Genomic DNA, 13,638 nt, shown 5'->3' with positions numbered 1-13,638 from the left:
AAAACGGCGCTAGTCGGGGCGATACTGTGGACCCGGACGGCGGGGTCAGGCAAGACGGCTGTGCACCGCGCAAACGGAGGGCGCGCGAACGGAGGAGGCTCACTTGCCGCCCGCCAGTCCGCGGATGTCCTGGGCGCGCAGCCAGCCGGGAGAACCGGCGGGCAGAAGCTTCTCCGCCCGCTCCGCCTGGAAGCGGGCCATCGGCTTGTCGCCGCGGGCGAAGGCCTCCTCCGCGGTGGCGTAGGCGACCATGCCGGCGTTGCCCTTCATGCTCCAGGCCTGGGCCATCAGCCGCCACAGGAAGGCCGACTGCGCCTGCGTCTTGGACGCCACCTGAAGGTTGCGCAGCGCCTCGTCGGCCAGCCGGGCGTCGTTCTGCTCCATCAGCGAATGGGCCAGCGAGACGCGGATGCTGCCGGCATCCGGCTCCAGCTCGATCGCCTTGCGGTAGGGGGCGGCGGCGTCCACCGCCCGCCCGTTCTGCAGCATCAGGTCGCCCTTCATTTCATAGAGGAAGGCGTTCTTCGGCTCCTGGGCAATCAGCCCGTCGACCAGCGGCAGGGCCTGCCGGACCTCGCCGCGCCGGAAATAGGCGTAGGCCCGGCCGTAGCGCGCCACGAAGGACGGGTCGTCCGCCTTGTAGCGACGCAGCGCCCCGTTCGGGTCGAGATAGGCGTAGAGCTTGGCCTGGATGCGGTGGAACTCCTCGTTCCATTGCGCCGGAACCGGCTTCCTGCCGGCCCGCGACCGCTCCACGAAATTGCGCACCGTCTCGATGCGCTCGCGGGTCAGCGGGTGGGTGCGGCGGTAGCCGGCGTCGCGGTCCACCAGCAGCGGGTCGTCGGCGGCGCCCAACTTCTCCAGGAAGGTGACCAGCCCCTCCGCCGAGATGCCGGACTGCTCCATATAGGAGAGGCCCGCTTGGTCGGCCGAGGATTCCTGGCTGCGCGAGAAGGACAGGAAGTTGCGCTCCGCCAGATGCTGGCCCAGCATCACGCCCGCCGCACCGGCCCCGGCGTTGCCCGCGGCGATGCCGCCGACGATGCCGATGCCCATGCCGATCAGCGAGGACAGGAAGGCGTTCTCCATCGCCTCGGACCCGCGGACCAGATGGCCGCCGGCGATGTGGCCGGTTTCGTGGGCGATCACGCCGATGAGCTGCCCGGCGTCCTCCAGCCCCAGCAGCAGGCCGGTGTGCAGGAAGATGTTCTGCCCGCCGGCGACGAAGGCGTTCATGGTGTTGTCGTTGACCAGGACGATGTTCACCGCGTCCGGATCGATGCCGGCGGCCTGGAAGATTGGCCGCGCCATGTCGCGGATGATATGTTCCGTCTCGGCGTCGCTCAGGAACTGCATCTCCTGGCGCCGCTGCGCGCCCGCGGGCGGCGACCACGACAGAACCATCACGGCAACCATGGCGATGACCGAAACCAGCCTGCTGGGCTTGCGCACCGTTTCTTCCTCCGCACACCGGGACACCGGGCAGCCGGTCAAGATGCCGGGCCGGGCGCCCCATTCCACCCGCCGAATCTGGCAAGGGTTGGGCGCGATTGCCATAGCCGCATCGCTGGTGGGCGGTTGCGTCAACACGAAATACCGCACCAACGCCCCGTCCCAGAACTTCGTCGCGGCCGACGAGCCGCGCGCGGCGGAGATCGGGCGCGACATCATCGCCCAGGGTGGCAAGGCCGGCGACGCCGCCACCGCCATGGCGATGGCGATGGCCGTCACCCTGCCGTCGCGCGTCGGGATGACCGGCGGCGGCGTCTGCGTGGTGTTCGACGCGGCGAAGAAGGAAACCCGCACGCTCGACTTCCTGCCCCGACCCGCCGGCACCGGTGAGGCGGCCCTGCCCGGCTTCCTGCGCGGCGTCTACGCGCTCCAGGCCGCAACGGGGGCGATGCGCTGGGAGCAGACCGTGGTCCTGGCCGAGCAGCTCGCCCGCTCCACCCCGGTCAGCCGGGCGCTGGCGCGCGACCTCGCCGACTCCGCGTCCCGCCTGTCCGCCGACCCGGAGGCGCGCCGAGTCTTCCTGCCGACCGGCACGCCGCTGGCCGAGGGTGCGGCGCTGAGCCAACCCGAACTGGCCGCCAGCCTGTCGCAGGTGCGGCGCAGCGGCATCGCCGCGATGTACGGCGGGCCGCTGGGCGGTGCGGTGGCGCAGGCCGCCGCCATCGACCCCGCCGCGGTCCGTGGCTTCCAGCCGCGCTGGACCGGCACCGCGGCCATTCCGCTGGGCATCGTGTCGATGCATTTCGCCCAGCTTCCCGAGACCGACAACGGCGCCGCCCTGACCGCCGCCTGGAACGCCGCCGCCGACCTGCCGTCCGACCAGCGCGCGGCCCGCGTGGCCCAGGCGCTGGGCGCCACCGGCAGCGGCGCTTCCGCGCCCGGCGCCGGACTCGTGGTGATCGACCACGAGGAGAACGGGGTCGCCTGCTCCTTCACCATGGGGGCGCCCTTCGGCACCGGCCGCATGGTGCCGGGCACCGGCCTGCTGGCCGCCCGCGGGGTGGACGGCGCCGGCTTCGGCGCGCCCGCCCTGCTCACCAACGCCATTGTCGGCCGCACCCAGTTCGCCGGGGCGGCCAGCGCCGCCGGCAACGACGGCCCCGCCGCCGCTCCCGCCGCCCTGCTGACCGCCGCCCTGCCCGCCGCGCTCGACAAGGAGGCCGGCGCCGCCATCCGCGTCAGCCGCGCCGCAAGCGGGCCGGGCCGCGCCACCTTCGTCACCTGCCAGACCTCGATGGAGAGCGGCTGGAAGGAATGCCAGCTTGCCGCCGACCCGCGCGCCCATGCCCTGGGCATCCTGGTCGAAACCGAGCGTTGACGCACAAAAGTCTGGAATCATGAGCAAAGCACCCAAAGTCTCCAAACGGGGCGCCATCCCGCCCTTCTTCGTCATGGAAGTGATGCGCGCCGCCGCCGAGCGCGAGGCCGCCGGCCTTGAGGTCCTGCACATGGAGGTCGGGCAGCCCTCGACCGGCGCGCCGAAGGGCGTGCTGGAGGCCGCCCACCGCATGCTCGACGCCGACGTGCTGGGCTACACCGGGGCGCTGGGCATCCCGGCGTTGCGCGCGGCCATCGCCGGCTGGTACCGCGACCGTTACGGGATCGACGTGCCGGAGCGGCGCGTGGTGGTCACCACCGGCTCCTCGGGGGCCTTCCAGCTCGGCTTCCTGGCAGCCTTCGATCCAGGCGACCGGGTGGCCATGGCCTCGCCCAGCTACCCGGCCTACCGCCACACCCTGACCGCCATCGGGGTCGAGCCGGTGGAACTGCCGACCGGGCCGGAGCACCGCTTCCAGCCGACCATCGAGCTTCTGGAACAGCTCGATCCGCCCATCCAGGGGCTGATCGTCGCCAGCCCGGCCAACCCGACCGGCACGATGCTGAGCCGGGAGGAGCTGACCGCGCTCGCCAACTGGTGCGACGCCAAAGGCGTGCGGCTCGTTTCCGACGAGATCTACCACGGCCTGACCTACGGGCCGGAAGCTGTCACCGCCGCCGAGGTCAGCGAGAGCGCCCTGGTGGTGAACAGCTTCTCCAAATACTTCTCGATGACCGGCTGGCGGCTCGGCTGGATGATCGTTCCGGACGACCTGATCCGCTCGGTCGAATGCCTCGCCCAGAACCTGTTCATCTCGGCCCCCAGCCTGTCGCAGGCCGCCGCGGTCGCCGCCTTCGCCTGCACCGAGGAGTTGGACGGCCACGTCGCCCGCTACGCCCGCAACCGCGCGCTTCTGCTGAGGGAACTGCCGAAGGCCGGTTTCGACAAGCTGGCTCCGGCGGACGGCGCCTTCTACATCTACGCCGACGTGACGGAGATGACCGACAACAGCGAGGCCTTCTGCAAGCGCATCCTGGCGGAAACGGGCATCGCCTGCACCCCCGGCGTCGACTTCGACCCGGCACGCGGCCTCCGCTTCGTGCGCTTCAGCTTCGCCGGCTCGGAGGAGACCATCGCCGAGGCGGCCCGGCGGCTGATCGCCTGGAAGAGGTAACGGCGTTTCTTCAATTCCTTCTCCCCTCTGGGGAGAAGGTTAGGATGAGGGGGGCGCCGAAGGCGCGCCAAGCTTAACAAACATCATCCGCCCTACCGGGCGTAACGCCCCCTCACCCACCCCTCTCCCCAGGGAGAGAGGGCTCCATTCTCAGTACGCGTATTCCTTGAACACCGGGTCCACGCTGCCGCCCCAGGGGCCGTTGAACTTCGCCAGAAGCTCGTCGGCCGGGGTCTGGCCGGATTCGGCGATGTCGAGCAGCGTGTTCAGGAAATGCGCCTCGTCGTCGCCCCAATTGTCGTTGCGGGCACGACGGGCCAGACCGCCGCGGGCGATCTCCAGCACCTCAAGCGCGACCTCCCGCACCGTGCGGCCGCGGAAGGGGGTGCGCAGGGCATGGCGCGGCACCTCGGCGCGCAGCTGGGCACGCTCCTCCGTCGTCCAGCCCTTCACGAGGTCCCAGGCGGCGTCCAGCGCCTGGCTGTCGTAGAGCAGCCCGACCCACAGGGCCGGCAGCGCGCACAGGCGGCGCCAGGGACCGCCGTCGGCGCCGCGCATCTCCAGATACTTCTTCAGACGCACCTCGGGGAAGGAGGTGGTCATGTGGTCGGCCCAGTCGGTGATCAGCGGGACCTCGCCCGGCAACGCCGGCAGGCGGCCCTGCATGAAGTCGCGGAAGGACTGGCCGGAGGCGTCGATGTACGTGCCGTCGCGGTAGACGAAGTACATCGGCACGTCGAGCAGGTAGTCCACGTACCGTTCGAACCCGAAGCCGTCCTCGAACACGAAGGGCAGGTCGCCGGTGCGGTCGGGGTCGGTGTCGGTCCAGATGTGGCTGCGGAAGCTCTGGAAGCCGTTCGGCTTGCCCTCGGTGAAGGGCGAGTTGGCGAACAGCGCCGTGGCGATGGGCTGAAGCGCCAGGCTGACCCGGAACTTCTTCACCATGTCGGCTTCCGACGCGAAGTCCAGGTTCACCTGCACGGTGCAGGTGCGCATCATCATGTCCAGGCCGAGATTGCCGCGCTTGGGCATGTAGTCGCCCATGATCTTGTAGCGGCCCTTGGGCATCCAGGGGATCTCGTCGCGCCGCCATTTCGGCTGGAAACCGAGGCCCATCATGGCGATGCCCAACTCGCCCCCGATCTCCTTCACCTGCTCGAGGTGGCGGTGCACCTCGGCGCAGGTCTGGTGCAGGGTCTCCAGCGGCGCGCCGGACAGTTCCACCTGCCCACCGGGCTCCAGCGTGATGTTCGCCATGCCCTGGGTCAGGGCGATCAGGTTGCCCTTCTCCTCCACCGGGTCCCAGCCGAAGCGCTGCAGGCGGGTCAGCAGTTCGCCAATCCCGTCCGGCCCCTCGTAGGGCAGCGGCCGGTGGTCGGAGACGCGGTAGGCGAATTTCTCGTGTTCGGTCCCGATGCGCCACTGGTCGGCCGGCTTGTTGCCGGATTCCAGATAGGCCGCCAGTTGGCGGCGGTCGGTGATCGGTTCACCACGCGTCTGCGGAGGTGCGGACATGGAAGCTCCCGCTTTCAAAAAGTCTAAACTGGCCAACGAATCAAACGGCCCGCTTCGGAACAGCGGCGCGTCGAGCGGCCCTTACTCCCCGACGGTGGGGTCGGCCGGCGCGCGGAAGGGCGGTCGGGTGTCGCCTCCGTCCGCCGTCCAGTCCCCCGCAAGGGCCTGCCAGCAGGCGAGCGCCGCGACCACCGCCGTGTCGGCCCGAAGAATGCGGGGCCCCAGGCCGACGGGAACAACAAAGGGTAGTTTACAAAGTTCGTCAAGTTCGGACTGCGCAAAGCCGCCCTCCGGCCCGATCAGGAAGGCGGCGGGACCGCGCGGACGGGCATGGACGGCCTCCGCGATGGGGCGTACGTTCCCGGCCTCGGCGCACAGGTACAGCGTACGTTCGGCCGGCCAGCCGGCCAGTGCCTTGTCCAGCGGCAGCGGGTCGGCCATCTCCGGCACGGTCAGCCGCTCCGACTGCTCGGCGGCCTCGATGGCGTTGGCGCGCAGGCGGTCGGTGTTGACACGGTTGGGGTCGGTGCGGCGGGTGAAGACAGGCCACAGCCGCGACACGCCCAACTCGCTGGCCTTTTCCGCGACGAAATCAATGCGCCCTCGCTTGATCGGGGCGAACAGCAGCCAGAGGTCCGGCCCGGCCGCCTGGAGACGCCGCTGCGCGGTCACGGTGAGCGAGCACCAGCCCTTGCCGAAGCCGTCGATGGCGGCCAGCCATTCGCCGTCCCGCCCGTTGAAGACGGCCACGACGTTGCCCTTGTCGAGCCGCAGGACATGGCGCAGGAAATGCGCCCTCTCGTGGTCGAGCCCCACCGTCTGCCCCTCGCCGAGGGGGCTGTCCACATAGAGGCGGGTCTTCGGTTGGTCTGACATGGCGCAAAGGTCTCCGGTGTGCGGCGCCGACTATAGCGATAACGCTCCGGGGCGGAAACGGCCCAGCCTTGCGGGGACCCGCCCCCGCCGCTACCTTGCCCCCGGCTTCTTGCACTTCTTTTCCCGAGTCCGCCATGACCAGCCCCGCCTCCCCCGCTCCCGGCGACTTCACCGACATCCGGCGCGGCGACTGGATCGACCGCTTCGCCCCGGCGGCGGTCCGGCCCTATCTGCGGCTGGCGCGGCTGGACCGGCCCATCGGCACGTGGCTGCTGCTGTTTCCCGGCTGGTGGAGCATCGCGCTGGCCGGCGCCGGGCCGCTGCCCGACCTTTGGCTGATGGCGCTGTTCGCAATCGGCGCCGTGGTCATGCGCGGGGCCGGCTGCACGGTGAACGACATCCTCGACCGCGACTTCGACGCGATGGTGGAGCGCACGCGGACGCGGCCGATCCCCTCCGGGCAGGTGTCGGTGAAACAGGCGCTGGCCTTCCTCGCCGTCCAGCTTCTGATCGGGCTGGCGGTGCTGGTGCAGTTCAACCCGCTCACCATCGGGCTGGGCGTGCTGTCGCTGGTGCTGGTCTTCACCTACCCGCTGATGAAGCGCATCACCTGGTGGCCGCAGGCCTTCCTGGGGCTGACCTTCAACTGGGGCGCCCTGATGGGCTGGACCGCGGTGCGCGGCGAGTTGGAATGGCCCGCGCTGGCGCTCTACGCCGCGGGAATCGTCTGGACGCTGGGCTACGACACCATCTATGCCCACCAGGACAAGGAGGACGACGCGCGAATCGGCGTGAAGTCCACCGCCCTGCGGCTGGGCGACCAGAGCAAGATCTGGATCTACGGCTTCTACACGCTGACCTTCGTGGGGATCGGCATTGCCGGGCGTCTGGCCGGGCTGGGCGGGCTGTTCCTGCCGCTGCTCTCGCTGGCCGCGCTGCAACTGTCCTGGCAGGTGGCGACCTGGAACCCCGACGATCAGACGGATTGCCTGAAGACGTTCAAGTCGAACCGCTGGTTCGGCTGGCTGGTGCTGGCCGCCTTCCTGGCCGGAAAGATCTAGGCGGCCGGGGACTTGGAGGGAGCTTAGCGCGTCAGCTCGGCGACGGTGCTGTCGCCGGAGCCCGGCTTGCGCGGCGGCAGAACCACGCGGATGCCCTCGGTGGAGGCCACCATCTCGACGCCCTTCTGCGCGGCCGGCTGGGTCGGCTTGCGGGCCGGCAGCACGGCGGCGGCCAGCACCGGCGGAACCGTCTTCGCGGCGGCGCCCTTGCCGGAGAGGGTGAGGGATGCGGTCAGCACCTGCGGCTTGCGGCCCGGAACGGCGACGGCATGGCCCTTCAGGGAGGCTTCCATCAGGCGCGGCACGGCGGCGGGCTTGGGCGTGGCGCGGCCCTGCGGGGCCACGGCGAAGGTGCTGCCGATGCCGGCACCCCGGGAGTCGGCCTGACGGATCTCCGCCTCCTCACCCTCCGGCAGGATGAAGCCGTAGGTGGTGTAGACACGCAGGCCGAGCTGGTCCGACGGCTCGTGCCAGACGCGGACGGCCGACCAGTCGTTGCGCGGCGACACGTCGACCACGCGCATGTTGCGGCGCAGGCCACGGCCGTCGAGCCAGGAGTGATCGACCTCGATGGTGCGGCGGTCGACGATGTGGCTGACCAGGGAGACGTGGCCACGGCCCAGCCGCTGCGACCGCTTGAAGACGAGGACGGAGCCGAGCGTCGGGCGCTGGTCGCGCTCATATTGTTGATTGGCGGCGGTGTTCCACCACGTCCAGGCATCGCCCCGGATGTCGAAATCGGATATGGAGCGCACCGTGCGGACGCAATCCCCGTCCTGGGCCTGGGCTTGGGATATGGTGAACGGGCTGAGAGCGATGAACGCCGCGAACGAAGCGCAGAGTGCAATCCCTTTCGACCGCATATCGACCCCATGACCTTTGTTTTTCTCCTTTCGAACGGGTAACACGGGACAGCAGGTGTGTCTACTCCGTTTGAATTATGTAACCAAAACCGGTTGTGGATAGATCATCCACCCCCGCGCAGCTCCGATGAGAGTCCAGTTATGAACAACTTTTCTCAAATCGACTTCATCCGCTCCAACACGGTCGTAACGCGGACTCCTTTGCTGCCCGAAATCGCGCTGCATCTGGCGACGGAAATCACGCCGCTGTGGGAGGCTACGGAGGATTCTTTGAAAGAGTCCAATGTACCGCCGCCCTATTGGGCCTTTGCTTGGCCGGGCGGTCAGGCGGTGGCGCGGCTCGTCCTCGACCGGCCGGAGCTGGTGGCGGGCAAGTCGGTGCTGGATTTCGCCGCCGGCACCGGGCTGGTCGGCATCGCCGCGATGATGGCCGGGGCGGCGCGCGTCCAGTCCTGCGACATCGACCGCTTCGCCCTGTCCGCCATCGCCCTGAACGCCGAATCCAACGGAGTCGACGTGAAGGCGGTCAGCGCCGATCTGGTGGACCGCCCCCTGCCCGGCATCGACGTCGTTCTGGCGGGCGACGTCTGCTACGAGAAGCCGATGGCCGACCGGGTGACCACTTGGCTGCGCGCAATCGCCGCAACCGGCACGCTGGTCCTGCTGGGCGATCCGGGCCGCGCCTATGTCCCGACCAGCGGAATCGAGCGGGTCGCGCAGTACAGCGTCCCGACCTCCCTGGAACTGGAGGACCGCGAGATGCGCGAGACGGTGATCTGGCACCTGCTGCCGGAGGCCTAAACCATGACCGTCACCGCGACCGCGCCGCGCAAGGGCGCCAGCCGCATGGCCGACATCCCGCCGGACGTGCTGGCCGACCTGAACGCGGGCCGGCGCGAGACCGCCACGCTGGCCGAATCGCTCGCCATCGACTTCGCCGCCCTGCTGGCCGCCGCCGTTCCGGAGGCCGCTGGTGCCGTGTCCTTCGACCCGAAGGACGGCGTGACCCGGCGCATGGCGGCGGCGGGGAGCGCGGCCGTCGAGCGCCTGGGCCTCGGGGCCGTGGAGCGGCTGGCCGCCCACCCCTCCGACACGGTGCGCGGCTGGGCCTGCTACGCGCTGGCGGCGGCCCCCGGCCTGACGCTGGCGGAACGGCTGGAGCGCGTCCGCCCGCTGGCCGACGACCCGCATTTCGGCGTGCGCGAATGGGCGTGGCTGGCCTTGCGCCCCCACATCGCCGCCGCCATCGACGAGGCGCTGGACCTCCTCGTCCCCTGGACCGCCGAGCCGTCGGAGCGGCTGCGCCGCTTTGCCAGCGAGGCCACGCGCCCCCGCGGCGTCTGGTGCGGCCACATCGGCGCGCTGAAGACCGACCCGGCGCGCGGCCTGCCGGTGCTCGACCCGCTGCGGGCGGACGGCGCGCGCTATGTCCAGGATTCGGTCGCCAACTGGCTGAACGACGCGGCGAAAAGCCAGCCCGGCTGGGTGCAGGCGCTGTGCGCCCGCTGGGAAACGGACAGTCCAAACCAGGACGCCACCCGCCGCATCGTCCGCCGCGCCCTCAGAACAATCATATGATCTTTGGAAAGCACTTTACTCCACATAAGTAATCTCAACGCACCGCGCCTCTACAAGCTAGAACAAATCCAATCCCGAGATGCGTCATCGTTGCATTATTGTAATTTCTATTATTTATTGCCGGCCCTCTATAGGATCTAAGCAAATCATCATCATAAGGCACAGCCGCTGGCATCAAGTTTATCAATCCCGCTCTGAATAAGTTGTCCAAACAGCTTTCGAAATAGCTTAGATCTTTTCCATACTTCCCCGCCTTATCTATATCCGGATATTTCTCCGTAATATTATCCCAGATATAATATGGATCCAATATAGGACCCTGAAAAGCGTCGTAAGGCCCCTCGCAAAATAACGAGGATTCCTTTTGCTCATCAAAGCCATCGAACAGGCCGTCAAGAATTTTGACCTCTGCAGAAGTCAAACCCTTAAGTATCTGACTGTAACTTGGATGGACTTCACTAGAAAAGCATGAGGTTGCCAGCAAGCAAGCCCACTTATCCTGCAAGTCCTCGCTATCTTCTAAAGAAGCACCCTCAAGTATCTGTATAACATTTTTTAGAGAAATTTTCTCATTTTCAATTTTTGAGTCCTTAACAATAGATTTTGTTTTTTTCATTATTTTTGATAAATTTCTAGCTCTGTAATAAGATAAACTATCAGTCAGCAAGCAAGATATTTCCTTCAATGGCGGCCCAAGAACATCAACCATCAATGCCGCGGTTTGGCTTTTCCAGTCCTCTTTTTTACTAGTCACAAAAGCCTCCGCATTCCAAAAAAGCCCAACTGAGCACAATACCCAGGGAAAGTTGAATATCGGAATAGATATACACTGCACGTCGCCAAACAACAACCTCGCTTCTGCAGCATCCAATCAGTTGTTATAAAATACGTATAGCATCCCCCTTGACGCGGCGCCCTCCAGGCCGATGCTAAGCGCCCTCTCCCGATCCGACCCCATCGCACCCGAATGGACCTTCGACCATGCCCTACACCTCGTTGCGCGACTTCATCGACCGGCTGGAGAAGGCCGGACGGCTGGTGGTGGTCCGGGAGCCGGTGTCCACGGCGCTGGAGATGACCGAGATCCAGACCCGCCTGCTCGCCGAAGGCGGCCCGGCGGTGCTGTTCGAGAACGTCATCAAGGCCGACGGCACCCGCTCGGAGATGCCGGTGCTGGTCAACCTGTTCGGCACGGTGGAGCGCGTCGCCTGGGGCATGGACCGCGAGCCGCACGAACTGCGCGGCGTCGGCGAGACGCTGGCCTTCCTGAAGCAGCCGGAGCCGCCGGGCGGCTTCCGCGAGGCGATGGAGCTGATCCCGCTCGCCAAGACTGTGCTGTCGATGAAGCCGAAGACCGTCGGCTCCGCCCCCTGCCAGGAGGTGGTGCTGACCGGCGACCAGATCGACCTCGGCCGCCTGCCGGTGCAGAGCTGCTGGCCGGGCGAGCCGGCGCCGCTGATCACCTGGCCGCTGGTCGTCACCAAGGGACCGACCGGCAAACGCGAGGACGACTTCAACCTCGGCATCTACCGGATGCAGGTGTTGGGGAAGAACAAGACGATCATGCGCTGGCTGAAGCACCGCGGTGGCGCGCAGCACCATCACCGTTGGCAGGCGAGCGGAAAGCGCGAGCCGCTGCCCTGCGCGGTGGTCCTCGGCGCCGATCCCGGCACCATTCTGGCCGCCGTCACGCCGGTTCCGGACACGCTGTCGGAATACCAGTTCGCCGGCCTGCTGCGCGGCAAGAAGGTCGAGCTGGTGGATTGCAAGACGGTGCCGCTGAAGGTGCCCGCCCAGGCCGAGATCATCCTGGAAGGCCATGTCAGCCTGGACGAATACGCCGACGAGGGGCCCTACGGCGACCACACCGGCTATTACAACTCGGTCGAGCCCTTCCCGGTCTTCACCGTCACGGCGATGACCATGCGGCGCAACCCGATCTACCTGTCCACCTTCACCGGCCGCCCGCCCGACGAGCCGTCGGTGCTGGGCGAGGCGCTGAACGAGGTCTTCATCCCCCTGCTGACCCAGCAATTCCCGGAGATCGTGGATTTCTGGCTGCCGCCGGAAGGCTGCTCCTACCGGATCGCTGTGGTCAGCATGAAGAAGGCCTATCCCGGCCACGCCAAGCGCGTGATGATGGGCGTCTGGTCCTTCCTGCGCCAGTTCATGTACACGAAATGGGTGATCGTCGTGGACGACGACATCGACGCGCGGAACTGGAAGGACGTGATGTGGGCGATGAGCACCCGCATGGACCCCGCCCGCGACATCACGGTGATCGAGGGCACCCCCATCGACTATCTGGATTTCGCCAGCCCCGAGTCCGGCCTGGGCGGCAAGGTCGGGCTGGATGCCACCAACAAGTGGCCGCCGGAGACCAAGCGCGAGTGGGGCCAGAAGATCCGCATGGACCAGGGCGTGGTCGACGAGGTGTCGCGCAAATGGGCGTCCTACGGTCTTCCGGGCAGCGGGACCCCGATCTGGAAGTGAGGCGTTAAGGGACGGTCCGCTTTCGCCAAGGAGTCCGCCATGCCCAGCGACATCGCCAGCCCCATCGCCACCGTCCGTCTGGTCTTCCGCGATGGCAGCGAAACCGCCGGGGACCTGTCGGTGGCCGAGCGGGCGGGAAGCAATCTGTTCGTGGCGTCGGACGAGGGCGCTCAGGTCGTCCATTTGGCGGCTGAGGAGGGCGGCACCGTCTACCGACAGGACGCCGTCTTTTCCTTGGCGGATTTCCTTGCCCTGCCGGAGACCGAACCGGGCAAGGACGAGGCGGACATCGAGGGCATGGCCATCGCCGACGGCTGGCTGTGGGTCACCGGCTCCCACGCGCTGGCCCGCAAGAAGCCGGAGCGCGAGGAGAACAACGCCGAGACGGCGCTGGAGCGGCTGACCGAGGTGCGCTGCGACCCCAACCGCTTTCTGCTCGGCCGCATCCCGCTGGTCACCGAGGCGGACGGGCGCCTCACCCCGGTCCGCCGCGACGGGAAGCGGACGGCGGGTTGCCTGAAGTTCCGCAAGGGCGGCAACGCGCTGACCAAAGCGCTGGCTGAGGACGAGCATCTGGCCCGCTTCGTCGCGGTCCCCGCCAAGGAGAACGGCTTCGACGTGGAGGGGCTGGCCGCCCATGGCGACCGGGTCTGGCTGGGGCTGCGCGGTCCGGTGCTGCGCGGCTGGGCCTGCATCCTGGAACTGGCGGTGGAGGATCACCCGGAGGTCGAGGAACGCCTGCGGCTGCGCCCCATCGGGCCGAACGGCGAGAAGGTCCGCAAGCATTTCGTCGATCTCGATGGGCTGGGCATCCGCGAACTGACCTTCGACGGGGAGGATCTGGTCATCCTGGCCGGGCCGACCATGGATCTGGACGGTCCCGTCGCCGTGTGGCGCTGGACCGACGCCCTGTCGGTCACCCACGAGACCGTCATCCCGCGCGACCGGCTGGTTCCTCTGCTGAACCTCCCGTACGGCAAGGGCGACGACCACGCGGAGGGTATCGCCTGCGTCCGCCGCGACGGTGCCCTGCCCGCCCTTCTGGTGGTCTATGACAGCCCGTCCAAGGCCCGCCTTCACAGCGCCGGGACGACCGCCGACCTGTTCGCCCTGCCCTCCCGCTATGATCCGGCCAACGCCTTCCGGGCGTGAAGGTTGTTCTCCTTCACGCAACAATTAGTGCATAACTAAGCAGATTATCCCATCAACGCACATCGCTATTCTTGGCCTCAGACGACAACGGCCCCG

The 13,638-nt window shown here is 67.7% G+C and carries 12 protein-coding genes; 7 read left to right on the top strand and 5 right to left on the bottom strand.

From position 1 onward, the window contains the following. Window positions 1–99 precede the first annotated feature (99 nt). Window positions 100–1,452 carry a M48 family metalloprotease gene (locus tag DS837_RS01490; RefSeq protein WP_247889721.1) on the bottom strand — a complete coding sequence of 451 codons (1,353 nt, stop codon included), beginning with the start codon at window positions 1,450–1,452 and terminating at the stop codon, window positions 100–102. On the opposite strand from DS837_RS01490, the gene DS837_RS01485 reads away from it, so the two are divergent. Together DS837_RS01485 and DS837_RS01480 are read left to right on the top strand one after the other, a co-directional pair. Beyond that, window positions 1,421–2,830: a gamma-glutamyltransferase gene (locus tag DS837_RS01485; protein WP_247889720.1), complete on the top strand. Its 1,410-nt coding sequence runs from the start codon at window positions 1,421–1,423 to the stop codon at window positions 2,828–2,830. The genes DS837_RS01490 and DS837_RS01485 overlap by 32 nt on opposite strands. 19 nt (window positions 2,831–2,849) lie before the next feature. After that, on the top strand, window positions 2,850–4,004 hold the full coding sequence (locus DS837_RS01480; RefSeq protein ID WP_149163130.1) for a pyridoxal phosphate-dependent aminotransferase: 1,155 nt from the start codon (window positions 2,850–2,852) through the stop codon (window positions 4,002–4,004). A 150-nt stretch (window positions 4,005–4,154) separates the two neighbouring features. Here DS837_RS01480 and DS837_RS01475 read toward each other — a convergent pair whose 3' ends face one another. Continuing rightward, window positions 4,155–5,519, bottom strand: coding sequence for a glutamate--cysteine ligase (locus tag DS837_RS01475; RefSeq protein WP_149163129.1), 1,365 nt, complete (start codon window positions 5,517–5,519; stop codon window positions 4,155–4,157). An 81-nt stretch (window positions 5,520–5,600) separates the two neighbouring features. Beyond that, window positions 5,601–6,395: a 16S rRNA (uracil(1498)-N(3))-methyltransferase gene (locus DS837_RS01470; RefSeq protein ID WP_149163128.1), complete on the bottom strand. Its 795-nt coding sequence runs from the start codon at window positions 6,393–6,395 to the stop codon at window positions 5,601–5,603. Between the two features lie 134 nt (window positions 6,396–6,529). Between DS837_RS01470 and ubiA the strand changes: the two genes are divergently transcribed. Continuing rightward, window positions 6,530–7,456 (top strand): 4-hydroxybenzoate octaprenyltransferase, encoded by a 927-nt coding sequence (gene ubiA, locus DS837_RS01465; protein WP_149163127.1) that lies wholly within the window; start codon window positions 6,530–6,532, stop codon window positions 7,454–7,456. Window positions 7,457–7,479: 23 nt separating this feature from the next. Here the strand turns inward: ubiA and DS837_RS01460 are convergent, their stop codons facing one another. Continuing rightward, window positions 7,480–8,211, bottom strand: a complete 732-nt coding sequence (locus DS837_RS01460; protein WP_345772107.1) for a CHAP domain-containing protein — start codon at window positions 8,209–8,211, stop codon at window positions 7,480–7,482. A 249-nt stretch (window positions 8,212–8,460) separates the two neighbouring features. Here DS837_RS01460 and DS837_RS01455 point away from each other — a divergent pair, with 249 nt between their 5' ends. Beyond that, on the top strand, window positions 8,461–9,120 hold the full coding sequence (locus tag DS837_RS01455) for a class I SAM-dependent methyltransferase (RefSeq protein WP_149163125.1): 660 nt from the start codon (window positions 8,461–8,463) through the stop codon (window positions 9,118–9,120). Window positions 9,121–9,123: 3 nt separating this feature from the next. Then, a complete protein-coding gene (locus tag DS837_RS01450) occupies window positions 9,124–9,897 on the top strand; it encodes a HEAT repeat domain-containing protein (protein WP_149163124.1) in 774 nt (257 codons plus the stop codon). Window positions 9,898–9,931: 34 nt separating this feature from the next. On the opposite strand, the gene DS837_RS01445 is transcribed toward DS837_RS01450, so the two are convergent. After that, entirely contained in the window at window positions 9,932–10,651 is a 720-nt protein-coding gene (locus DS837_RS01445) for an Abi-alpha family protein (RefSeq protein WP_149163123.1), read from the bottom strand. Window positions 10,652–10,878: 227 nt separating this feature from the next. On the opposite strand from DS837_RS01445, the gene DS837_RS01440 reads away from it, so the two are divergent. Together DS837_RS01440 and DS837_RS01435 are read left to right on the top strand one after the other, a co-directional pair. Further along, window positions 10,879–12,390, top strand: a complete 1,512-nt coding sequence (locus DS837_RS01440; RefSeq protein ID WP_114859023.1) for a UbiD family decarboxylase — start codon at window positions 10,879–10,881, stop codon at window positions 12,388–12,390. 39 nt (window positions 12,391–12,429) lie between these two features. Beyond that, the gene (locus tag DS837_RS01435; RefSeq protein WP_149163122.1) at window positions 12,430–13,542 is read left to right on the top strand and encodes a DUF3616 domain-containing protein; all 1,113 of its coding nucleotides are present in this window, start codon (window positions 12,430–12,432) and stop codon (window positions 13,540–13,542) included. Window positions 13,543–13,638 lie beyond the last annotated feature (96 nt).

The organism is Azospirillum brasilense (assembly GCF_008365405.1).
Lineage (GTDB): Bacteria > Pseudomonadota > Alphaproteobacteria > Azospirillales > Azospirillaceae > Azospirillum > Azospirillum brasilense_D.
The sequence above is the reverse complement of the archived record's forward strand: the minus strand, read 5'-3'. Positions and strand labels throughout refer to the sequence as shown.

Bases quoted from the DNA above. Each gene is read 5' to 3' on its own strand.
- DS837_RS01485 (WP_247889720.1), top strand. From the start codon at position 1,421: ATGACCGAAACCAGCCTGCTGGGCTTGCGCACCGTTTCTTCCTCCGCA.
- DS837_RS01480 (WP_149163130.1), top strand. From the start codon at position 2,850: ATGAGCAAAGCACCCAAAGTCTCCAAACGGGGCGCCATCCCGCCCTTC.
- DS837_RS01475 (WP_149163129.1), bottom strand. From the start codon at position 5,519: ATGTCCGCACCTCCGCAGACGCGTGGTGAACCGATCACCGACCGCCGC.
- DS837_RS01470 (WP_149163128.1), bottom strand. From the start codon at position 6,395: ATGTCAGACCAACCGAAGACCCGCCTCTATGTGGACAGCCCCCTCGGC.
- ubiA (WP_149163127.1), top strand. From the start codon at position 6,530: ATGACCAGCCCCGCCTCCCCCGCTCCCGGCGACTTCACCGACATCCGG.
- DS837_RS01455 (WP_149163125.1), top strand. From the start codon at position 8,461: ATGAACAACTTTTCTCAAATCGACTTCATCCGCTCCAACACGGTCGTA.
- DS837_RS01450 (WP_149163124.1), top strand. From the start codon at position 9,124: ATGACCGTCACCGCGACCGCGCCGCGCAAGGGCGCCAGCCGCATGGCC.
- DS837_RS01440 (WP_114859023.1), top strand. From the start codon at position 10,879: ATGCCCTACACCTCGTTGCGCGACTTCATCGACCGGCTGGAGAAGGCC.
- DS837_RS01435 (WP_149163122.1), top strand. From the start codon at position 12,430: ATGCCCAGCGACATCGCCAGCCCCATCGCCACCGTCCGTCTGGTCTTC.